This is a genomic window from Streptomyces sp. CB00455, from assembly GCF_001905445.1.
GTDB lineage: Bacteria > Actinomycetota > Actinomycetes > Streptomycetales > Streptomycetaceae > Streptomyces.
On the sequence record NZ_LIVQ01000007.1, the window covers coordinates 136,260 to 156,680 of the forward strand.

Sequence of the window (20,421 nt, forward strand, 5' to 3'; positions counted from 1 at the left end):
TCTCAGCCCGCGGTGGCAGTGGTGGGAAGGGGACCTCCGGAGCCTCCGGAGCTGTGGGGGAGCAGCAGTGCCGAGTCCGTGTGGAGCGTGATGCGCACCGGTGTGAAGGTGGTCGCGTCCACCGGCGACTGCCCGGTGCCGGGATTGCGGGCGTAGCGCGGATGGGCGCCCGCGCTGATCTGCCAGCGTATGCGGTGCCCGACGGCGAAGCGATGGGCAGTGGAGCTCATGGCCACGGTGGTCTGTGAGGGCTCACCTCCAGTCGTTCGCAGCCGGCCGAGCCCGTCACACACGTTGACGGACCGGCCTCGTGCGTCCACGTCGCACAAGCGGGTGAAGACATCGGCGTACCCGGAGTCCGTGGACATGGTCAGCCGGGCGAAGACCGGTCCCAGGACGTCCACGGCCTCGGTCAGGGCCGGGCCGGTGAAGGTCAGGACGTCGTCACGGGCTTCCAGGGTGCTGTTGTCGCGCGGGCCGGCGGTGCGGGAGAGCAGCGGGCCCCCGAGGGACGGCGTCGGGTCGGCCGGATCGTAGCGGAACGCCGTCAGCGGCACGCAGTCCACGGGGGTCTGCCGGGTGAGGTGCCCGCCCGGGGCCGGGTGCCACGAGATGGCACCGGGGCCGGGCGGCGGCCAGTCGTCGAGGTCCCGCCAGGCGTTCTCGCCGCCGATGTGCACGCGCACCGCGCTGGGGCGCAGGCCGGAGGGGTCGTCGCACAGGTGGGCGCGCAACCAGGCGAGGCTATCGGCGAACACCTGGGGCCAGCCCTGCTGCAAGGCCGAGGTATGGGTCCAGGGGCCGACGAGCAGGGCGGTCTCGCATCCCGCCTGCCGCAGCCGGTCGTACTGCTCGAAGGTCTGGTCGACCAGCGCGTCATGCCATCCGGTGATCAGCGCTGTGGGCACGCCGAGCCGCTGCGCCGACTGAGCCAGCGATGCGCCACGCCAGAAGGAGTCCGTGGCGTCCGGGTGTGTCATCACCTCGTCCAGCCAGGGCACTTCGGCCCCGAGGGCGGACACGTACGCACCACGCAGGGGCTGTGCGGAGGTGACGGCGCCCAGGCGGCGCTGCAGGCGGAGCGTCGCCTTCAGGAACGGTGCCATGCCCTGGTGCTGGTAGGTCATGCCCGCGCCGACGGCGAGGGCGTTCTCCAGGCGGAGCGCACCGTCCGTGTGGAACAGGGCGTGAGGATCGTGCAGCCCTACCTGCACCACCATGGCTTTGAGCTCCGGCGGCGGGTCCAGAGCGAGCGCCCACTGCACGTAGCCCAGGTAACTGGGGCCCACGGTCCCCAGTGTTCCGCTGAACCAGGACTGCTCGCGCAGCCAGGACACCGTGGCCCGCCCGTCGGCGGCCTCGTTGCGCCACAGGTGGAAGGCGCCTCCCGAGCCGCCGGTGCCGCGGCAGCTCTGCAGGACCACGTGAAAGCCCTGTTCGGCGAAGAGCAGGCCGTACTGGGGAGACCACGGCAGGCCGCGCCCATAGGGGGAGCGGACCAGAAGGGTGGGGAAATCGCCCTCCGCACGCGGGAAGTAATGGTCCGTGATCAACGGGCTCCCGTCGGCGGCCGGTACCACCAGGCCCGGTTCCCATCCGACCTCGTGCCGTTTCGCCGGCAGGCCCCGCCAGGTGGCCCTCATGATCCGGGAGGACAGCGGCGGCTTCCCGACAGGCGGCACCCATGTGGATCCGGCTTCGGTCTCGGGCGTGTAGGGGTGCATCGTTCCCTCTCTTTCATTCCGTACGTTGTACGAGAATAGAGGATGCTTGGATGGTCTTCGCAAGCCGCCCCGGCAATGAAGATCAAGACAAGGAGCGCGAGACCGTGTCCCGTGACGCAGGGCCCGGCGCCGCCGGCGTCGACCCCGAACAGCTCTGGCTGCGTCCCGCCGAGCCCCGAAGGGGCCGCAGGCCCTCCTTCAGCCGCGAGGCGATCACCGTGGCAGCCGTCACCCTGGCGGACGCCGAAGGACTCGACGCGGTCACCATGCGGCGAGTGGCCGCCCACGTCGGAGCCGGTGTCATGTCGCTCTACAGCTACGCCCCCGACAAGGAGACCCTGCTGGAACTGATGGTCGATCACGTCAGCGGCGAACTGACCCTCACGGATCCACCCACCGGTGACTGGCGTGCCGACCTGAAGACCGTCGCCCACCTCCAGCGCGCCCACATGCTGCGCCACCCCTGGCTGCCCGCCGCCCTGTCCACCCGCCGCGTGCCGGGCCCGCGCACGCTGGCCTTCCTGGAACAGGCGCTCGCCGTCTTGCGGCCCACCGGACTGGACGGCGCGGCGAAACTGGAGGTCTTCGCCCAGCTCACCGCATTCGTGGCCGGACACGTCACCTACGAGATCGGGCACGCCGCAGCCTCACGCTCCCCGGAGCGGGCCGCCGCCGAGGCGCGCTACTTCGCCGCTGTCGCCGCCGACGGATGCCACCCAGAACTCGCCGAAGCGCTCAGTGCCCCCGGACGCACCCTCACCCCAGAAGCCACCTTCGCACGGTTCCTCAACCGCTTGGTCGACGGACTCGACACCGACTGATCCCACGCACCTGTCACGGGGTGTACCCCTGGCGCCCCCGGCGGCCCCGCAGCACGGGCCCGTCCCCACATCCGGAGGCACCCGTCCGGAGCCGTCACCCGTCCGGAGCCGTCACCCGGGAGAGAGCCGTCCCGTCCTCGACGGTCGTGAGGCGTCCGTGAGGTCGGCGCCGGTGGCCGCGTCACGCTCGGAGTTGGCGATGCCGTGCCAGTCCAGACACATGACGGTCGCGTCGTCGTCCAGATGGCCTTGCCCGGCGTCGACGATCGCCCCGATGAGGGTGCGGGCGGCCTCGCGGGGATGCAGCGCGCGGGTGCGGATGATCAGATCCGGCAGATCGAGGCTCTCGGCGTTGCGCTCCAGCATGCCGTCCGTCACCATCACCAGCCGGTCACCCGGCCGCAGGTCCAGCGCCTGAACCCGGTAGGTGTTGGCGTTCGAGACCTGGTAGCTGAGACCGAACGGCAGATCCACCTTCGGAACGATCTCGTGTACCTCCCCGTCCCGCATCCGCAGCGGCCAGGGGTGCCCGGCGTTGACGAACTCGGTCCGGCCGTCGATCAGGCTGATGCGCAACAGCTGGCCGGTGACGTATCCCCGGCCGCCGTGCTCCCGCATGGCCTGGTCAGCCTGGCGGGCCTGTTCCGCGAGGCCGGCGCCCGCCCGCCGCGCCCGCCGCAGGGCGCCCATCACCAGGGTGGCCAGCAGTGCGGCGCCGACGTCGTGACCCATGGCGTCGGTCACCGAGAGCTGGACCGTGTCCCGGTCGATCACGTAATCGAAGGTGTCACCCCCCACGTGGGCGGCGGGCTCCAGCGCCCCGGCAACCGCGAACTGTGCCGCCTCACACGCCAGCGACGCCGGCAGCAGCCGGTGCTGGATCTCCGCGGCCAGGCTCAGCGGGCTGGTGCGGCGGCCCCACTGGTACACATCGGTGTAGGACCGGTTGGCGATGACGATGTACGCCAGCGCGTGCGCGGTCTCGCCGATCTCCCGCAGCACCTCCTCGCCCGGCGCCGTCGGTAGGAACAGTTCGAGGAGCCCGATGGCGTCCCCCCGGTTGGTCACCGGGACGACGACCCGCACCAGCGCACCCCCGCCGCCGTCCTCCACCCTCGGCTGCTGGGTGCGGATCACGTCGTCGTACAGGGTGCCCCGCAGCGAGATGCGCCGGGCCGGCTCACCGGTCTCCACACTGCCCGCGGCCCCCAGCCGAACGACCGAACTGCCGGTGAAGTCCGTGATCAGGAAGGACACCGACGCGGCCCCGAGCTGCTCCTTGAGCATGCGCGCCACCACGTCGAGCGACTCCACGGGCGCCGCGGCCTCCGCCGCCTCCAGCGTCCCCGCCAAGGTCATCGCCCTGCCCCGGCTGCTCTCGCCCCCAGCGGGACGAGGGGCCCGTCCGCCGTTCGACTCTTCTGCGGTCACAGCGACTCACACCTCACTGCTCGACGACGGCCAGGACATGTCCCGGATGCGCGAAAGGCCCGTGCCGGTCCAGCACCGCACCGGTCACATTGCACCACGAGCCCTTGAGGGCCCCGCCGCCGCCCGCCCGGCCGCCGGCCCGTCCGGGACCGGGGTGCGGGTCGTGACGGTCGGAGTGCCGCTTCTCCGGTGAAGGCTTGGGGCTGCACGGATGGCGGGGCTCCGGGCCGGCTTCTGCGGGTCAGGGGGCAGCACGTCCGGCGCCGGCTCCGGTGTCAGTTCGCCCGTACGGGCGCCCACAGGCTGACGCTCCACACGTCCCCGTGGCCCGCGTGGTAGCCCCTCTCCTCCTCCTCGTCGTCCACCACGAGGACGGAGACACAGGAGGCCTCCGCCCGGTACTCCACGAAGCCGCCCTGGTCGGTGACGGTGAACTCCGGGACCGCGGCGCCGAGCGCCTCCCGTACGTCGGCCCAGGCGGTGTACGGGGTGAAGTCGACACCCGTGCTCCCGGCCCACCGCGCCGCCAGCTCGGGGGCGTTCGCGAGGCGGTGCAGCTCGATCGACCCGCCGGACATCACCCACTCCTCCCCGGGGTTGAAGTAGAACTCGACGAACCCGTAGTCGCGGCGCAGCGAGGCGCCGCCCTCGCCGGTGACATCGACGCAGCGGTGCGGCAGGGCGCGGTCGACCTCGCCGAGGGTGGAACCGATGCCGATGCCGTGCAGGCGCCCGGTCGTGAGGAAGGAAGCGAGGAATTCGATGCCGGTCACGGCCAGTTCTCCAGTTTGTCGATGAGGGCCTGCATCTCCGCGGAACGGTTCTGCGAGTTGCCCCAGTTGTGGGTGTCCATGTGTTCCTTGGCCGATTTGGCCTTGGCCAGGAGGTCGGCGCGCAGCTTGGGGTCGTTGTTCACCGCGTCCACGGCCTGCTGGACGCTCTTGTCGGACGCCCAGCCGTCCTCCAGCCGGATGGGGGCGCCCTGGATGTTGCCGTCCTTGTCCACGGTGATGCTGACCTCGTGCTCCTTCCCCTTCTTCAGCGGGATGTGGATGTGCGCGCCCTTCGTCGCCCAGTCGGAGGCGACCGGGGACACCCGGATCTTGCAGGGCTTCAGACCGAGGGGGTCGGACCAGGTGTGCGGGTTGTGTACGTAGGTCGCCGGATTGGGGGCGGGGTCGAGCCCGAGGGGGTCGGTGCTGAGATAGCGGGCCGTCTCGGGGTCGTAGTGCCGGTGCAGGTTGTAGTGCAGGCCGGTCTCGGGGTCGAAGTACTGGCCGGGGAAGCGCAGGGGCGTGTACGCCGTGCTCCCGCTCGCCCACGTCGTCGTACCCCACAGCGTGCTGCGGGTCCGCCAGGCGAGGTCGCCCGACTCGTCGACGAGTTCGGTGGGGGCGCCGACGAGGTCGGTCACCATCGCGTAGAACCGTGCGTCCACGGCCTCCTGCGGCGTGTCCCCGCCGAGCCTGCGCTCGGTCTGGGCGACCGGGCGCAGGCCCAGGTGGTCCCAGGTGAGGGCGACGGGCAGGGGCAGCGCGGCGCCCTGGCTGACCTGTTCGCACAGCGTGGCGCCGTCCCAGGTGAAAAGGGTCTCCTCGAGGACGGCGCTGCCGTCGTCGGCGAGCCGCTGCTTGGCGGTGCGGCGGCCCAGGGGATCGTAGCGGTAGCGCCACACCGTGCCGTCCGGGGTGACGGTGGAGATCAGCCGGTCCTCCGAGTCCCACGTGTAGTGCCAGGTGTCCGGCTTGCGCGACAGCCTCGTCTTCCGTCGCACGACGGTGCGGCCCTGCACGTCGTGCTCGTAGCGGACGTCACCGGCCCGGGTGATGCGGGTGCCCTCGAACGCGCGGGGGCCGGTCGCCTCCTGTCCAGGATGGTTCGCGGGCCAGGCCGCGGCGCTCTGGTTGCCCGCCGCGTCGTAGGCGTACGTCTCCGACCAGCCGGGCGCGTGCACGGCGGTCACCCGGCCCACCGCATCCAGGTCGAAGCAACGTGTCCCGGAAAGCCGGTCCTCGACGGCGGCCAGGTGCCCGTCGGCGCGGTAGGAGTACGCCCGGCGCTGCAGGGTGCGGCCACCACCCGTGACCTGCTGTTCGGCGAGGCGTCCGCTCACGTCGAAGCGGTGGGCCAGGGTCACCGTCCCGCCGATGCGCCGGACGAGCTCGCGGCCGGCCGCGTCGCGCTCGAAGGCGAGCGTGCGGCCGCAGGCGGTGACTTCGGCGGGGCGGCCGGCCGCGTCGTAGGTTCGCGTGGTGACGGCGCCGCTGGGCGTCGTCCGCTGCGTGAGCCGGCCCAGTGCGTCGTAGTCGTACGTCAGCTCGCGGCCGTCGACCGTCTCCGACGTCAGCCGTCCGTAGCGGTCGCGCAGGCGTACCAGGGTGACGTCGGCGTTGGCCGCCACCGCGAGTTCGTCGAAGACGTCGTACTCATAGGTGGTGACGGCGCCCTCGCTGTCCTTGCGCAGGACCTGGCCCAGTGCGTTGCGTTCGAAGCGGGTCGTCTGACCGAGCCCGTTCACCCGCTCGGTCAGCCGTCCGGCCGTGTCGTACCGGTAGCGCAGCGAGCGGTCGTCGAAGTCGGTCTCGGACACGGTGCGGCCCGCGGCGTCGTACTCGTACTCCCACGTCAGGCCCTGGGGGTTGGTGACGCAGGTGAGCTGCAGGTTGACGTTGTGCCGGAACTCGTAGCGTGCCCCGTCCGGGTCGGTCCGGGCCACCAGCAGGTCGAAGTCCGTGTATGCGTATTCGGTGGCCCGGCCCAGGGCGTCGGTGTGCCTGCGGCAGTTGCCTTCGCCGTCGTACGTCCACGTCCGACGCGCACCGTCCGCCTCGGTGCATGCCGCGATCAGGCTCTCGACCGTCCACTCGAAGCGGGTGACCGCTCCCAGCGGGTCGGTGATGGCCGTCGGCCTGCCGAACGCGTCGCGTTCGTAGCGTGTGACGGCGCCCAACGGGTCGGTGATCTCGACCGGCAGGCCGGCCGCGTTGCACCGCAGGGTCGTGGTGGCGCCGAGCGCGTCGGTCACCGAGGTGAGGTGTCCCGCTTCGTCGTAGGTGTAGCGGGTGGTCGCCCCGGTGACGTCCGTGTAGGAGGTGCGGTTGCCCCGCTCGTCGTAGCTCTGACGCACGACGGTGCCGTCGGCATGGGTGAGGCGCACGGGCAGGCCGATGCCGTCGTGCTCCGCGCGCGTCCGCCGGCCGTCGGGGCGCACGACCTCCTTCAGCCGGCCCTCGTCGTCGTACGCGCAGACGGTGACGTGGCCGAGGGGGTCGGTCCGGGAGAGCAGGCGGTGGTGGCGGTCGTATGTGGAACGGGTGACCGCTCCGGTCGGGTCGATCTGCCCGACGACCTGGACACGGTCGTTCACGAGGTACCGGGTGGTGTTTCCCAGCCCGTCGGTGATGGACGTCATGCGCAGGCCGGTTTCCGGGTCGGTGTCGTCCCATGTGAACCGGGCCGCCATGTGGCCGTTGCCTCCGGCCTGGGCCGTGCAGCGGTGGCGTTCGTCGTAGACGTAGTCGAACCGGCCGCCGTTGGTGTCCGTCCACGAGGTGATCCGCCCGTGCATGTCGTAACCGAAGCGCAGGGGGCGGCCGGACGAGTTGGTGACGTCGCTGAGGTGACCGTCGGTGTAGCCGTACCGGAGGATCTCCTGGTCGGCGCCGTCCTTCGCCGCTCCGGCAAGGTGCAGGGCGGTGACGCGGTCGCCGGCGGTGGTGAGCTTCAGGTGATAGCCGCCGTGGTGGACGACGGCCTGCGGTGCCCCCGCCCCGTCGTACTCGAACGCGATCCACCGGCCGTTGCGGTCGTCGATCTGCGTCAGGAGCGCCAGCTCCCCGTCGTGCCGGGTGAAGTGGCGGACGCAGCCGGTCTCCGGGTCGGTGACCGTGTACGTGTCGCGGTCGCGGTCCAGGGGCCACGGGCGGCCGTGCGCCGGCAGCACGGGTACGCCCGGCGCCGGGTGCGGGTAGGCAAGCAGGCTGCCGTCCTCGCACACGAAGACGACGCCTTCGGAATCGATCTCCAGCCGCTGGTCGACGGTCGAGGACCAGGACGGCCCGAACCACCGGCCCGCCCGGTAGGACGACTCGAAGGTCCGGGTGAAGACCATGGGGAACGAGCCCGCCAGCGCGATGTCGGTCTGCGGCAGGACCATCCGGCCGGTGGCCATGTCGACGGGGTCCCCGTCGCAGACGACTTCCTTGCCCCGGCGCCCCGTGCCCTCGGGATCGCCGTTGTGGCCGCTGCGGCCCTTGCCGCTCGGCACGTCGTCGAGGTGTTTGGCGGCGGAGCCGACCTTCTTGAGGGAGCCGAGGCCCTTGGAGCCGATGAGTTCGGGCAGCATCTTGCCGACGCCCTCGGAGGGGTCCTTCATTAACTCGTCGAGCATCTGCCTGCCCGCGCCCCAGGGGTCGTTGGCCATGGTGACCAGGCCCGCCGCGGTCGAGTTCAGATGGGTCAGGTACTCGGCCGGGTGGGTCAGGTTGTAGGGGTCGGTGGGGTTGAGGGCGCGGGCGAAGTCGACGATGCCGGCCGTGCCCTTGACGACACCGCCGGCCAGGTGCGTCTTGGCGAGTTCGAGGTAGTCCAGGCCGTCGCCGAGCTGCTCGGTGTAGGAAGGCTTGGGCGGAGCGGCGTCACGGGCCGCGCGCACCGCGGTCGCGGCACTCTCGGCGACTTCGTTGCGCTGCTTGCGGGCGGTGTCGAGCTTGTCCTGTGCGGCGCAGGCCATGGCCTTGCCGGGGTCGTCGTAGGTCTCCGAGGGGCGGGGCGGCAGGTGCTCGCTCTTGGCCCTGGCGGCGTCGTTGTAGGTGTCGACGAGCTTCTTGTGCGCGTCGTAGGCGTCCTGGGAGGCCTTCTTGGCCTTGTTGTAGTCCTCCAAGGCCTCCTTGGCCTGGCCCTGGGCCCACTCGACGGTCTCGGCGAACCGTCCCATGGCGTCGGCGGCCTTCCCGAACGCGTCGGCAGCCTTGAACCAGCGCGGCGGCTCCTTGGCGACGGTCTCGCGGAAGGTGTCCGCGGTCTTGCCCTTGAGGCCCTCGGGCTGGGTCATGCTCTTCAGGCCGTTGCCGACCGACTCGAAGGCCGCCTTGAAGTCGTTCAGGTGCGACACCTGCGCACGGATCTTGGAGACGCTGCCGTACACCAGCTTCCGGGGGTCGTCGCTCTGGCCCAGTTCGAGCTCGGAGACGTCGGCGCCGAGCTGGTTGGCGGCCGAGCGGCTCTTGTCGCGGACCCAGTCGCCGGCGTCCTCCAGCCCGACGTCATCGGCCAGGTCGGCGACCTTGTCCCCGCCCCACTCGACGAAGTCGCCGACCTTCTCCGCGCCGTCCTCGACGACGTCCTCGACCGAGTCCGGTACGAAATCCCGCCAGCCCATCAGCTCTCAACCCCCGTTGCCATCAGCCCTCAGCCCCCGTTGCCCTTCGTCTGATCCAGCAGATCCTTCAGCGACCCGATCTTCCCCGTCGAGGTCACCTTGTCCTTGGTGTCGGACCAGGTCTTCTCGATGTCCTCGGCGCTCTTGTCGAACGACTCCTTGCTGTAATCCGGCTTGTAGACGTCCGCACGGAAGATGTCGCCCCAGGACTTCTCCTCGATCTCGTCCTCACTGGCATGCGGATTGCCGTACGCGGCGTTCGCGGCCACCTTGAACGCACCCTGCACGTAGTGGTCCTCCTCCCACACGGTGCCGGCCGCGATACCGAGGGAGCGGGCCAGCGTGCTGGCGTTCTGCACCAGGCTGCGCACGCCCCACTCCCAGCGTTCGCAGAAGTCCTCGAAGTCCTTCGACAGCCCGCCGTGCCCCGTCTCCATCGCGGTCATCGACAGGTTCTCGAAACCCGCGCCCTGCGAGGCGCCGGCTGCGTCCCCCGACTCGCGCAGCTCCGAGATCGCCGCCCGCAACCCCTTCTGCACCGCGGCCACCGCCTGCGGCGAGACCTCCAGGTCACCGTCGCCGGACATCAGGCCACGTCCCCGAGGCCGCCCTCGACGTCCACGGCACACGCATCGGGGACGATCCCGGCGACGGGCGGGAACAGCATCGACCCGTCCGCATCCGCCACGTTCACCGCGATTCCCGCGGGCCCGTCCGCCTCCGGAACGACCGCATCTGTCAGACGCGCACCGAGGACCGCCAGGTAGGGCCACTCCCGGTCGGCCTCCCCGCGGGCCCCGGCGAAGCGGGCGAGGGCCTCCTCGTCCGTGAACGCGTACAGCCAGCGGATCCCGCCCGAGACGGCCGACATCAGCCCGCCCTCCGGATCCGTGGACCCCTCGGCGAGCGGAACGAGCAGCACAGCCCGCCGGAACTCACCCACCAGGCGCCCCGGATCGCCCGTCCCCGCCCGGTAGGCGGCTATCTCGGCCGTCAGCTCCATGTCGTGTGTCCCCCTCCAGAGCGATCGACACCCAAGACACGACAGTACCGTGACCGTCTGTCGGGACCGGGCACGGTCCGTCGGGGAGGGCTGCGCACAGGGCGCCTGTGGACGGGACGCCGGTCCTTCCGCCCAACGTCTCGGGCGCCGGGCGGGAGGCGTCCGCGGGCACGAGGGTGCGTACCGCACACGGTCAGAGGGAGGCGCCCGTTTCGTCGGCCAGCGCCTGCACCAGGCGGTCCTGGAACGCCCGGTCGTGGACCGCGCGGTGCGGTTGCCGGCGCCGGCGGTGGTACCAGTACCCGCCGCTCGTCATGGCCTGGGCATCGTCGCTCGTCGCCAGCCACTCCTGCGTCCGGTGGCCGAGTTCGAGATCGTCCGGCGCCTGGGAGCCGCCCATCTTCGTCGGCACCCAGCCCGGATCCACCGCATTGCTCAGCACCCGAGGGCGCAGGCGGGACACAGCGGCCGCGAGCGCCGTGACGAACAGTTTGCTGTCCGCGTAGGAGCCCGCGTGCTCACCCTGCCAGTCGATGCCGGCCAGAGAGGGGTGGGCGCGACCCTCGAAGTGCGAACCGCTGCTCAGGTACACGAGCCGTCGTGGTGCGCGCAGCAGGGCCGTGAGCAGGTACGGCGCGATGATGTTGACCGGCATGACCGCGGGGCCGCTCCACACGCCGGCGTTGTGGATGACCGCATCCAGCGGCTTCGCGTCGTTCAGCTCCGCCGCGATGCGCCGTACGGCGGCGCGGTCGGTGAAGTCGCCCACCACGATGCCTGCTCCACGTTCCAGCAGAGGGGCGAGGCCGGCCGCGCGCTCGTGGCTGCGGGCGTGCACCACTACCTCGTGTCCCGCGGACAGCAAGGAGTGGGCTGCGGCCCGCCCCAGTCCGTCGGCGGAACCCGTCACCAGAATCCGGCTGGTCCTGTGATCCACGAGGTCTCCTCATCGAGGCGGGAAGGGCCACTTCGCTCGGACGAGATCTACATGAGTTTCTCCGGCACAGCACGAGGTCGGCCCGCCGCAAGCGGGTTGTCCTCGAGCCGACGCACGCTGGCCCTGTCAGTGGCGTCCGCTTGGATGTCCGCATGACTGCTCATGATGTCGCCCGCGCGCTCCCCGACGTCCCGGTGCTCCGGGACCTCTGCCGGTCCATGGCCATGGTGGAGGCGGTACTGAACCCGGATGGTGAGCGGTACTACTCGTTCAGCGCGACGCGGTCGCAGACGGAGGAGACCGCCTCGATGCGCAATGGCGCGGGCGATGAGTTCGACATCGTCTTCTGCGAAGCGGGTGCGTATCTCCGGGGCTTCGACCACGAGTCACCGATGAGCCCCTACGTCAACGACGTGCCATGGCCCGGGGTGGTGGACTCGGTCCCCGAGGTGTTCCAGGGCTGCGTCGAGGAGCCGGCCTTCACGGACGACGGCGTCCCGCGCGTGACCGCCTGCATATGGCGGGAGGCGGGCAGCGAGCGGTGGCAGGCAGGCGAGATCGACTTCCCGGAAGGCCACGCGGATCCCGACGGTTCCGGCTGGCTCTTCCAGTTGCTGCTCGACCCGGCGCCGGAGGCGTTCCAGCGGTTCGCCGAGGCCTACTACGAAACCACGGTCGACATCGAGGCGGTACGCGAGGTGTATGCCCTCAGGCCACTCAGCCGGAAGACGGTCCGCGCTCTCAACAGCACGGTGCCCTTCGCAACTGTCGCGGACGAAGCCGCGAGCATCGGCTACGCCATCGGCGTCGACCTGTCGGCGTGAGGGGAGAGAGGGGGGAGGGGGAGGGGCTACCGTCCCGCGCAACCGGCGGGTGACGGCCGCGCGGCCCCCCCTCGCGCCGCAGGCGCTCACGCCCGCAGACCGAGGATGTCCACGATGCCCCCGGCGTAGGCGGCGGACACCGTGCCCGGGGCGTGCGCCGCCTCCCGGTGGATCGCCGGGAGCCCTCGGCGGACGAACGCGGTGGACTGCCCGTACAGGCCCGCCTCGTGGGAGCTCCCGTCGTCCTCCGTGCCCAGCAGTGCCAGCACCGTCCACAGCAGTGCCTCGCGGGTCGCCCGGCGCGGGGGTCCCGCCTCCCACACGGCCATCAGCACCCCCGACACCGCCGGGGCGGGCGGAGCCAGCCGCTTCCCCGCGAAGGCGTGCCCCTCCAGCGCGCGGAACGCCGCCGGATGCCCCTCGGCCGCCGCCCACAACGTGTCCTCCAGGTGCAGGGCGGAACGCCCGCACCCGCACTCCACCGACTCCCAGTCGTGTCGTGCGATCTCCGCCGCCACCGCGTCGGGTACCAACGGGCTGCTGCGCGGCTTGTCGTCCATCCCCCTCATGGGAGGAGTATGCGATCTGGCGGCCTCGGGGGCCAGGGCCGGGGTGGTCGGAACCCTCCGCTCCTGACCTGCGCCCATCGGGTGGGTCCGGCCGGCCCTCCGGCCTATGCGTCCGGTTCCGTGATGAGGTGCTGGAGCAGGTCGAGCAGGGCCGCGCGATCGGTGGCGGACAAGGCGGCGAAACAGCGGGCGAGCACCTCGTCGGCGACCTTGTGGCCGGCCGCCAGGATCTGTTCGCCCGCGGGCGTCAGGTGGTGCTCGATGCGCCGCCCGTGTCCCGGCCGGCGCTCGACCAGACGCTTGGCCGTCAGGCGGCCGACGAGCGCCCCGAAGGCCTGTTCGGTCTGGAACGTCGCCGCGGCCAGGGCGCGGCCCGATGCCCCGGGTGAGCGGCTGATGGCGCGCAGGGCGTCCCATTGCGCCAGCGTCGTGCCGACGGCCGACAGGGCGCCGTCGAGCGCACGGTGCTGCCGGTACTGGACTTGCTTGACCGCTCGGCCTAGTTCTTGCAGTTCGCCATGCATGGACCGATTCTACGCCCGATGCCAGCTAGTTTAATTAAACATCTTTAGTTAGGGTGGGGGCATGCTTGCAGACCTCACCACAGCCGTCCACGGCGACCTGTCCCTCACCTTGTCCGAGGCCGGAGCCGGCAGGCCCGTCCTGATCCTGCACGGCGGCGGGGGCCCGGCGACGGTCTCCGGCCTCGCCGGGCGCCTCTCCCGAAACGCGCACACCATCACCCCCGTGCACCCCGGCTGGGACGGCACCCACCGCCCCGACTGGCTCACCGGCATCGACGACCTCGCCCTCGCCTACCTGCGCCTCCTGCACGAGCGCCGGCTGCGCGACGTCCTCGTCGTCGGATCCTCGCTCGGCGGCTGGACGGCCGCCGAGATGGCCGTGCGCGACACCGCGGGAGTCATCACCGGTCTCGTCCTGATCGACCCCGTCGGCGTGCACATCGCCACGGAACCCATCACGGACTTCTTCGCCCTCGACGCCCGTGGCGTAGCGGAACACTCCTGGCACGACCCGGACCGCTACTACCTCGACCCCGCGGACATCCCGGCCGACCAGCTCGCAATCCGGCAGAGCAACATGGCCACCATGCGAACCCTCGCGGGCGACCCCTCCATGCACGACCCGGAACTGTTGTGCCGGCTCGGACGTGTCCAGGTGCCCGCCCTCCTGCTCTGGGGGGAGAGCGACCGCATCGTCACGCCCGCCTACGGCGCCGCGTACAGCGCAGCCTTCGGCAACGGCCGGCTGGAGGTCATCCCGGAGGCAGGCCACCTTCCGCAGATCGAACAACCGGAAGCCACCTTCGCCCTGATCGAAGCCCACCTGCGCCGGACGAGTACCGGCTCCGTCACGACCGGGTGACCGCTGACGGCCCCTCCCCTCCCCGCCGATGGGTCGCAAGCGGGTCGGCCGGCTGCCCGCGCCCGCCCCGTGTGGACGAGTGAGGGAAGATGGTCCCGGTAGTGGGGCCGCCGCCACCCGGACGGCGTTTGCCTGAGAGCGGGCATGCGCGGGTCGACCCGTTCGGGGAGGGGGTCGGGACCCTGGGGAGGGCAGTCGGGCGGGATGGGCACGATGGATGAGCGGGTGTACTGCGGCGACGAGGGCTACTGGGTGCGGCCTGCTCCCGGGCGGGCGTACGTGCGGCTGGTGGGCGGTCCTCTCGACGGCCAGCTGCTCGACGTCACCAACTTGCCGGAACAGGAACGGGTGGAGGGTGTGCTCCTGGTCACCGACCGGGGCCTGTTCGGGCCCGGTGGGCGCGCCCTCTACAGTCCCGCGGCGGCCGACGACCGTGAGGGACCGTTCCTCTGGGACGGCGACACTCCCTGACCCGAGGGGCGGCGCCGGGAGACCCCCTTCATCCGCGTCCCCCGGCGGCCGGACGGCGCACCTCGAAGTGGAAGCATCCGTATTCCACGGCCCGGACGTGCACGAGCGCCACGTCCGGGTCGCCGAACGCATCGTCGAAGGCCGTCTCGAAGCCGGCGGTGGTGTCGACCGGGATCTCCAGCAGGCGGCCACCGGCGATACGGCCCCGGGCGTCATAGCGGCGCACGGTACGCAGGGCGCCCGGCCGGTCGAAGGGGTAGTTCTCGCCCGAGGTGAACCCGCCGCAGTCTTCGGCGTGGATGAAGACGGGACCCTGTTCGTCGTACGCGCCCGGGAGCGCACCCTCCGCGGCGGCCCAGCGTCGCAACGGAGCATACGAAACGAGGGCAATGCGCTCACCGAGCCCGATGGGGCTCAGGCAACAGCGCAGCGGGGAGCCGGTGTCGTCGCGGGTCGCGGTGTACGGGACGCAGGAACGGCCTGCGTCGTCGGCGGTCCGCAGTTCCCTGAGGGCGGCTGCGTCGATGGGGAGCACGGTGTACCTGGTCATGCGTCCATGCTGGTCCGACGCCCGTGGACCTGCTGGCAGGAAAGCGACGTCGCGTCGGTGCGCACCCGCACGACGCCGGGAGGCGGCCTCGTGCTGATCCGCCGGGGAGGTGCGCGCGTTCTCCAGGATGCTGTGCTTCGAGTGGGCCAATATCTGTGACCGCGAGATGAGGGTTTGGCGTTCTGCGCGGGAAGGGTTTTTGGCGTAGTAAACAAAGGGGAATGATTTAACGTACTCGGACCGCTACGACATGCTACTGTCGATCTCAGTTGCAGTCGTGGTTCCCAAAATTTCAAGCGTTTTCACCCGTATGTTCCGGTCGCTGAAAGCGCTTTACATCTCGGTTTTCCGGGCGGGGCATCATCGCGGCGACCCGGCAGCCGTACCTCACGGATGCCGGCGTACTGCCCCAAAGGAGATATGACATGGCTGCCGGCACTGTGAAGTGGTTCAACGCGGCGAAGGGCTTCGGCTTCATCGAGCAGGACGGTGGCGGCGCTGACGTGTTCGCCCACTTCTCGAACATCGCCGCCCAGGGCTTCCGCGAGCTCCTCGAAGGCCAGAAGGTCATCTTCGACATCGCGCAGGGCCAGAGGGGCCCGATGGCCGAGAACATCGTTCCCGCCTGACGCCCGACACCTGACGTCGTAGCCGGGGCCCGCACCCTTCGAGGTGCGGATCCCCGCTGCTGCGGGACTTTTCCGCGGTGATTTCGCCCGCGGGATGACCGCCCCCCACGGACCTCTCACCTGATCACGGGCCTCCTCGGCGCCGCTCCCCATGGCGATGTCCTGCATGTACGTACCTGCCGCATCACCCCCATTTTCAGCGCCTGCGCCGACACGGATCTTCCGTGCGCCAGTTCCGCTTTCGCATTCCACCGGCCCGTTCTTGTGATTCCCCGCGCTGCATTGCCGCTGCGGGAATTCCTTGATACGTGCCGTATCAAGGAAGGTTCTGCATGAACCCCACACGTACGAACGACCGCTCTGCCCGTACTCGCAGCCGCACTGGCGGTCCTGCTCTCGATTCCGGATCCGGTTCGGGTCGGGGAAGCCGCTTCGGCTCCCCCGCCCCGAGCCGCTCGGGCGGCGCAGGCCGCTCCGGCGGCTACGGCAGGCGACCCGCCGCGGTGCAGGGTGAATTCGCCCCGCCCAAGACCATCACTCCCGCCCTGCCGGCCGTCGAAGCCTTCGCCGACCTCGACATGCCCGCGGAGCTGCTGGCCGCGCTCGGCGCCCAGGGCGTGTCGGTGCCGTTCCCGATCCAGGCCGCGACCCTGCCCAACACCCTCGCCGGCCGCGACGTACTGGGCCGCGGACGCACCGGCTCCGGCAAGACCCTCGCCTTCGGCCTGGCCCTGCTGGCCCGCACCGCCGGACGACGCGCCGAGCCCCGCCAGCCCCTGGCGCTGATCCTGGTGCCGACCCGGGAACTCGCTCAGCAGGTCACCGACGCGCTGACGCCCTACGCCCGCGCCGTGCAGCTGCGTCTGGCGACCGTGGTCGGCGGCATGCCCATCGGCCGCCAGGCCAACGCGCTCAGGAACGGCGCCGAGATCGTCGTCGCCACCCCCGGACGCCTCAAGGACCTCATCGACCGGGGCGACTGCCGGCTGAACCAGGTCGGCATCACGGTGCTGGACGAGGCCGACCAGATGGCCGACATGGGCTTCATGCCGCAGGTCACCGCCCTGCTCGACCAGGTGCGCCCCGAGGGCCAGCGGATGCTGTTCTCCGCCACCCTCGACCGCAACGTCGACCTGCTCGTGCGCCGCTACCTGACCGACCCGGTCGTGCACTCCGTCGACCCCTCGGCCGGCGCGGTCACCACCATGGAGCACCACGTGCTGCACGTCCACGGCGCGGACAAGCACGCGGCGACCACCGAGATCGCCGCCCGCGAGGGCCGGGTGATCATGTTCCTGGACACCAAGCACGCCGTCGACCGCCTCACCCAGGACCTCCTCGACAGCGGGGTCCGAGCCGCAGCCCTGCACGGGGGCAAGTCGCAGCCTCAGCGGACCCGGACCCTGACCCAGTTCAAGTCCGGGCACGTCACCGTCCTGGTGGCGACCAACGTCGCGGCGCGCGGCATCCACGTCGACAACCTCGACCTCGTCGTGAACGTGGACCCGCCCACCGACCCCAAGGACTACCTGCACCGCGGCGGCCGCACCGCCCGCGCCGGCGAGTCGGGCAGCGTGGTCACCCTGGTCACCCCCAACCAGCGCCGTGACATGACCCGCCTCATGGCCGCCGCCGGTATCACCCCGCAGACCACCCAGGTCCGCGCGGGCGATGAAGCCCTCCACCGCATCACCGGCGCCCAGGCCCCCTCCGGTATCCCCGTCACCATCACCGCACCGGTGTCCGAGCGGCCCAGGCGGAGCGCGGCCTCCCGGGGCCGGCGCAGTCCCGCGTCGGCAGCCCGGCGCGTGAGTGTGCGCCAGTCCGCCTTTGACGCGGCGGCCTGAGCACCACGTGCTGAGGAAACTGACCCATCTCTGCAGGAGGCATGTTTTGACGCTGGTCCAGATGCAGCCCCGCTCGGTGAATGCCAACCCCGTGCTCCGGACGGTGGACGACGCCATGGAGGCGGCCGGTCCACAGGTCTGCGACGACATGACGGTCGAGGTGGCCCTGTCCGTCATGGCCAGTGCCCGGGCGGGCCATCTGCTCGTCTGCGACGAGGACGGTCTGTGCACCGGACTGGTCACCCAGACCCGGCTCGTCGCCGTCCGTGACAGCGAGGCGTACAGCGACCGGATCCGGCTGCGGGACGTCCTCGGCGAGCGCGGACCGTTCACCTCGCCCCTGACCAGCATGGCCGAAGCCGAACATGCCATGCACTACCGCCGGCTCGTCGCGCTGCCCGTCGTCGACGAACAAGGCAGCGCGCTGGGCGTCCTCGCGCTCGCACGCTGAACCACCTCACCGCGGTCGGACCATTCACCCCCTCTCCTTGTGAGGCATCATGCGCTGCGTCATCGCCCGCTTCCCGTTCGACCTGACCAAGAGCGGCGTCCTGGAATCGATGAAGGGCGTCAAGCCCGAGCCGGTCATCGGCGAGTCCGTGATCATCGGTCGTCGTACCTACCCCGTCAAGCAGGTGGGGCAGGTCATCACACGTCAGGACCGCCGCGACTTCAGCATCGGGGAAGTCCTGCGGGCCATGACCCAGCTCGGTTTCACCTGCCGTGGCCTTCCCCGGGTCGCCGCGCCCGCGCGCGTCCTCAGCCCGCTCCAGCAGGCCTCCGCGATGCTCGGCATCCCGGTGGCCGTCTGACCGTCTGACCGACGGCATGGTGTGCGTCGACACCCGCACGCGTCGACACCCGCACAGTGAGAAGGCCCGACCGGATGCCGGTCGGGCCTTCTGCGCGTACCAGCGGGTTCGTCGGCGTCATGCCCGGGCCCGGGCGCTCAGCCGCCAGGGTGGGTCTGCGCCGGTACGAGTGCGGATTGCCTCCGGGCCGGATCCGGTCTCTTCCCCGAGCCTGCCGCCCGGAGGGTGCGCGGTCGCAGTCGGCCCAGGGACCGGTAGAAGCGGTCCGGGAGGAAAACGGCATCCGCGACGATCATGACGGCGGAGAAGAGAGGCAGTCCCAGCAGGACCGCGATGGCCACGTGCAGTCCCAACAGCATCGTCAGCACAGGGTATTTCAGCCTGCCGAACAGGACGAACGGGAAGGCGACCTGGAGCAGCACCGTCAGGTAGCCGGCGATGGCGATCACGACCGGGTGTTCGTCCAGCATGAGCGACAGTGCGGGCCACGGCCGGAACAGTTCGAGGTTCAGCACGTAGTGCAGGGCGGTCCCGTTGCTCCAGGAGCTGCCCTGCACCTTGTACAGGCCGGCGGATCCGTAGAGGAAGCAGACCTGTGCGGCGATGACGAGCATGGCGCAGTTGTGGAGCACGGTGCCCGCCGTCCGGCGGAAGTCGTGGAACCGGCTGCCCGGACGGCCGCCGTCCGCTGCCGGACCGCGATTGCGGTGCGCGTCGAGGGACCAGTGCCGGCCGCACGCGGTGAAGACGAGATACACGGACATGAGGAGGATGAGGTTGTCGCCTCCGTCCGTCATGAAGATCGCCCGTGCGTGGAAGGACGCCACCACCACCGCGAACAGGACGGACACGGCCCTGGTACGCCAGCCCAGCATGAAGAGTGCGGACGTGAGCACGGCGGCCGCGTAACAGACCTCGAAATAGGCCCGGCTGTCGGACAGGGTGAGGACACTGGCCCACCCCGTCTGGTCGAAGAGCTGCTCCGCCAGCGCGGGTGTCCACGGCGAGCCCGGGCCCCAGATCTCGTCGCGGTGCGGGAACTCCCGCAACAGGAAGACGAGGTAGAGCAGCCCGTATCCGATGCGCAGGACCGCTGCGGCGTACAGGGAGACCGGCCGCTCCACCAGCAGGGACAGCAGCGCGCCCATGCGGTCGAGCACGCGCTGAGCCGGGGGGCGGGCGGAGGCGGCTGCCGGTGTCGGTGTCGGGTCAGTCTGCGGCATGGGAGGCCACCTTCCACCAGGGCAGGTAACGGGTCTCCAGGGGCTTGGGGCCCGCCGCGGCCTGGCGAGCGCCGCCTGCGGGGTCCGGGGTGGTGACGGGGAGCGTGATGACCCGCAGCTGGATGGAGTCGAACGAGCCGCGCCGGTGGGCGGCGACGCGATCCGCCGCGATGTTGCGCAGGTACGTCTGCATCATCACGGCCCGCTCCGAACGCGGCTGGTCGTCACCACCGAACGCTTCGAGGTACGAACTCCAGGCCCGCCGCAGCATGTTCTGCTCCGTGTGACTCGGGAAGGGATTGTGCTCGACGGCGGAGGTGTCCACGGCACTCAGGTCGAACCAGCCGCTGACCTCCGTGGTGCCGTCGGCGGCCGTCCTCCTCGTCCGCGCGGAGATCTGCCGGTTGACCGATTCCGGGTCCGGGGCGAACAGTCGCCAGTTCTGCTCGAACAGGGGATGGACCCACGCGTTGATCGGCCGGCTGTACAGCTGCGACACCGCGTTCGGCGGCGCCACGTGCAGAAACACCAGGAGGACATGGACCAGCGCCGTGGCCAGACACAGGACGACCACGGCCGCGGTACCCGCCGTGAGCGGACTGCGCGGTCTGCGCTCACCCCCGTACGCCTGCGGCTCACCGCCCCGCCCATCGGCCCCCGCCCCGGCCTCGCAGCGCCTCGGTTCCTTCACGTCGGCTGATGTCACACCACCCAGCACGGCCCCACCCGGCCTTCCCGTCTCGACTGTTCATGTTTGCGTTCCTTCCGGCTTCCGGGCGCCGTCCGTCCCAGCCGCACGAGGCGGGCTGACTGC

General features: G+C 70.9%; 20 protein-coding genes. 8 read left to right on the plus strand and 12 right to left on the minus strand.

The window, feature by feature from the left end; genetic code table 11:
- Positions 1-2: 2 nt before the first annotated feature.
- Complete coding sequence (locus AMK16_RS25845) at positions 3-1,643, minus strand: CocE/NonD family hydrolase (RefSeq protein WP_199885601.1); 1,641 nt, start codon at positions 1,641-1,643, stop codon at positions 3-5.
- 185 nt (positions 1,644-1,828) lie between these two features.
- Here AMK16_RS25845 and AMK16_RS25850 point away from each other — a divergent pair, with 185 nt between their 5' ends.
- Positions 1,829-2,545: a TetR/AcrR family transcriptional regulator gene (locus AMK16_RS25850; protein ID WP_073920023.1), complete on the plus strand. Its 717-nt coding sequence runs from the start codon at positions 1,829-1,831 to the stop codon at positions 2,543-2,545.
- Positions 2,546-2,656: 111 nt separating this feature from the next.
- Here the strand turns inward: AMK16_RS25850 and AMK16_RS25855 are convergent, their stop codons facing one another.
- The 6 genes from AMK16_RS25855 to AMK16_RS25880 all read right to left on the minus strand — a co-directional run bounded on the left by AMK16_RS25855 (position 2,657) and on the right by AMK16_RS25880 (position 11,296).
- Positions 2,657-3,904, minus strand: a complete 1,248-nt coding sequence (locus AMK16_RS25855) for a PP2C family protein-serine/threonine phosphatase (RefSeq protein WP_073919749.1) — start codon at positions 3,902-3,904, stop codon at positions 2,657-2,659.
- Between the two features lie 347 nt (positions 3,905-4,251).
- Positions 4,252-4,749, minus strand: a complete 498-nt coding sequence (locus AMK16_RS25860; protein WP_073919750.1) for a hypothetical protein — start codon at positions 4,747-4,749, stop codon at positions 4,252-4,254.
- Positions 4,746-9,356, minus strand: a complete 4,611-nt coding sequence (locus AMK16_RS25865) for a putative T7SS-secreted protein (protein WP_073919751.1) — start codon at positions 9,354-9,356, stop codon at positions 4,746-4,748. Before AMK16_RS25865 ends, AMK16_RS25860 begins: the two co-directional genes overlap by 4 nt.
- Before the next feature lie 29 nt (positions 9,357-9,385).
- A complete protein-coding gene (locus AMK16_RS25870) occupies positions 9,386-9,943 on the minus strand; it encodes a hypothetical protein (RefSeq protein WP_073919752.1) in 558 nt (185 codons plus the stop codon).
- Positions 9,943-10,359 (minus strand): SseB family protein, encoded by a 417-nt coding sequence (locus AMK16_RS25875; RefSeq protein WP_073919753.1) that lies wholly within the window; start codon positions 10,357-10,359, stop codon positions 9,943-9,945. The genes AMK16_RS25870 and AMK16_RS25875 overlap by 1 nt, the downstream gene beginning before the upstream one ends.
- Before the next feature lie 193 nt (positions 10,360-10,552).
- On the minus strand, positions 10,553-11,296 hold the full coding sequence (locus AMK16_RS25880) for an SDR family NAD(P)-dependent oxidoreductase (protein WP_073919754.1): 744 nt from the start codon (positions 11,294-11,296) through the stop codon (positions 10,553-10,555).
- A gap of 152 nt (positions 11,297-11,448) precedes the next feature.
- Here AMK16_RS25880 and AMK16_RS25885 point away from each other — a divergent pair, with 152 nt between their 5' ends.
- Positions 11,449-12,120: a hypothetical protein gene (locus AMK16_RS25885; protein ID WP_073919755.1), complete on the plus strand. Its 672-nt coding sequence runs from the start codon at positions 11,449-11,451 to the stop codon at positions 12,118-12,120.
- Between the two features lie 86 nt (positions 12,121-12,206).
- On the opposite strand, the gene AMK16_RS25890 is transcribed toward AMK16_RS25885, so the two are convergent.
- A complete protein-coding gene (locus AMK16_RS25890) occupies positions 12,207-12,689 on the minus strand; it encodes a hypothetical protein (RefSeq protein ID WP_143196871.1) in 483 nt (160 codons plus the stop codon).
- Positions 12,690-12,793: 104 nt separating this feature from the next.
- Complete coding sequence (locus tag AMK16_RS25895) at positions 12,794-13,213, minus strand: MarR family winged helix-turn-helix transcriptional regulator (protein WP_073919757.1); 420 nt, start codon at positions 13,211-13,213, stop codon at positions 12,794-12,796.
- Between the two features lie 61 nt (positions 13,214-13,274).
- Between AMK16_RS25895 and AMK16_RS25900 the strand changes: the two genes are divergently transcribed.
- Both AMK16_RS25900 and AMK16_RS25905 read left to right on the plus strand, forming a co-directional pair.
- The gene (locus AMK16_RS25900; RefSeq protein ID WP_079191721.1) at positions 13,275-14,075 is read left to right on the plus strand and encodes an alpha/beta fold hydrolase; all 801 of its coding nucleotides are present in this window, start codon (positions 13,275-13,277) and stop codon (positions 14,073-14,075) included.
- Positions 14,076-14,279: 204 nt separating this feature from the next.
- Positions 14,280-14,546 carry a hypothetical protein gene (locus AMK16_RS25905; protein WP_443333607.1) on the plus strand — a complete coding sequence of 89 codons (267 nt, stop codon included), beginning with the start codon at positions 14,280-14,282 and terminating at the stop codon, positions 14,544-14,546.
- A 28-nt stretch (positions 14,547-14,574) separates the two neighbouring features.
- Here the strand turns inward: AMK16_RS25905 and AMK16_RS25910 are convergent, their stop codons facing one another.
- Positions 14,575-15,096 carry a DUF1203 domain-containing protein gene (locus tag AMK16_RS25910; RefSeq protein WP_073919758.1) on the minus strand — a complete coding sequence of 174 codons (522 nt, stop codon included), beginning with the start codon at positions 15,094-15,096 and terminating at the stop codon, positions 14,575-14,577.
- Positions 15,097-15,521: 425 nt separating this feature from the next.
- On the opposite strand from AMK16_RS25910, the gene AMK16_RS25915 reads away from it, so the two are divergent.
- The 4 genes from AMK16_RS25915 to AMK16_RS25930 all read left to right on the plus strand — a co-directional run bounded on the left by AMK16_RS25915 (position 15,522) and on the right by AMK16_RS25930 (position 18,384).
- Positions 15,522-15,725 carry a cold-shock protein gene (locus AMK16_RS25915; RefSeq protein WP_073919759.1) on the plus strand — a complete coding sequence of 68 codons (204 nt, stop codon included), beginning with the start codon at positions 15,522-15,524 and terminating at the stop codon, positions 15,723-15,725.
- Between the two features lie 332 nt (positions 15,726-16,057).
- Positions 16,058-17,572, plus strand: coding sequence for a DEAD/DEAH box helicase (locus AMK16_RS25920; protein ID WP_073919760.1), 1,515 nt, complete (start codon positions 16,058-16,060; stop codon positions 17,570-17,572).
- A gap of 46 nt (positions 17,573-17,618) precedes the next feature.
- Positions 17,619-18,023, plus strand: a complete 405-nt coding sequence (locus tag AMK16_RS25925; protein WP_073919761.1) for a CBS domain-containing protein — start codon at positions 17,619-17,621, stop codon at positions 18,021-18,023.
- Positions 18,024-18,072: 49 nt separating this feature from the next.
- Positions 18,073-18,384: an SCO5918 family protein gene (locus AMK16_RS25930; RefSeq protein WP_073919762.1), complete on the plus strand. Its 312-nt coding sequence runs from the start codon at positions 18,073-18,075 to the stop codon at positions 18,382-18,384.
- Positions 18,385-18,521: 137 nt separating this feature from the next.
- Here the strand turns inward: AMK16_RS25930 and AMK16_RS25935 are convergent, their stop codons facing one another.
- Entirely contained in the window at positions 18,522-19,532 is a 1,011-nt protein-coding gene (locus AMK16_RS25935; protein WP_107417266.1) for an HTTM domain-containing protein, read from the minus strand.
- 61 nt (positions 19,533-19,593) lie between these two features.
- Entirely contained in the window at positions 19,594-20,298 is a 705-nt protein-coding gene (locus AMK16_RS25940; RefSeq protein WP_242438908.1) for a DUF5819 family protein, read from the minus strand.
- Positions 20,299-20,421 lie beyond the last annotated feature (123 nt).

Bases quoted from the DNA above. Each gene is read 5' to 3' on its own strand.
- AMK16_RS25845 (WP_199885601.1), bottom strand. From the start codon at position 1,643: ATGAGGGCCACCTGGCGGGGCCTGCCGGCGAAACGGCACGAGGTCGGA.
- AMK16_RS25855 (WP_073919749.1), bottom strand. From the start codon at position 3,904: ATGACCTTGGCGGGGACGCTGGAGGCGGCGGAGGCCGCGGCGCCCGTG.
- AMK16_RS25865 (WP_073919751.1), bottom strand. From the start codon at position 9,356: ATGGGCTGGCGGGATTTCGTACCGGACTCGGTCGAGGACGTCGTCGAG.
- AMK16_RS25870 (WP_073919752.1), bottom strand. From the start codon at position 9,943: ATGTCCGGCGACGGTGACCTGGAGGTCTCGCCGCAGGCGGTGGCCGCG.
- AMK16_RS25875 (WP_073919753.1), bottom strand. From the start codon at position 10,359: ATGGAGCTGACGGCCGAGATAGCCGCCTACCGGGCGGGGACGGGCGAT.
- AMK16_RS25885 (WP_073919755.1), top strand. From the start codon at position 11,449: ATGACTGCTCATGATGTCGCCCGCGCGCTCCCCGACGTCCCGGTGCTC.
- AMK16_RS25890 (WP_143196871.1), bottom strand. From the start codon at position 12,689: ATGAGGGGGATGGACGACAAGCCGCGCAGCAGCCCGTTGGTACCCGAC.
- AMK16_RS25895 (WP_073919757.1), bottom strand. From the start codon at position 13,213: ATGCATGGCGAACTGCAAGAACTAGGCCGAGCGGTCAAGCAAGTCCAG.
- AMK16_RS25900 (WP_079191721.1), top strand. From the start codon at position 13,275: ATGCTTGCAGACCTCACCACAGCCGTCCACGGCGACCTGTCCCTCACC.
- AMK16_RS25905 (WP_443333607.1), top strand. From the start codon at position 14,280: ATGGGCACGATGGATGAGCGGGTGTACTGCGGCGACGAGGGCTACTGG.
- AMK16_RS25910 (WP_073919758.1), bottom strand. From the start codon at position 15,096: ATGACCAGGTACACCGTGCTCCCCATCGACGCAGCCGCCCTCAGGGAA.
- AMK16_RS25915 (WP_073919759.1), top strand. From the start codon at position 15,522: ATGGCTGCCGGCACTGTGAAGTGGTTCAACGCGGCGAAGGGCTTCGGC.
- AMK16_RS25920 (WP_073919760.1), top strand. From the start codon at position 16,058: ATGAACCCCACACGTACGAACGACCGCTCTGCCCGTACTCGCAGCCGC.
- AMK16_RS25930 (WP_073919762.1), top strand. From the start codon at position 18,073: ATGCGCTGCGTCATCGCCCGCTTCCCGTTCGACCTGACCAAGAGCGGC.
- AMK16_RS25935 (WP_107417266.1), bottom strand. From the start codon at position 19,532: ATGGGCGCGCTGCTGTCCCTGCTGGTGGAGCGGCCGGTCTCCCTGTAC.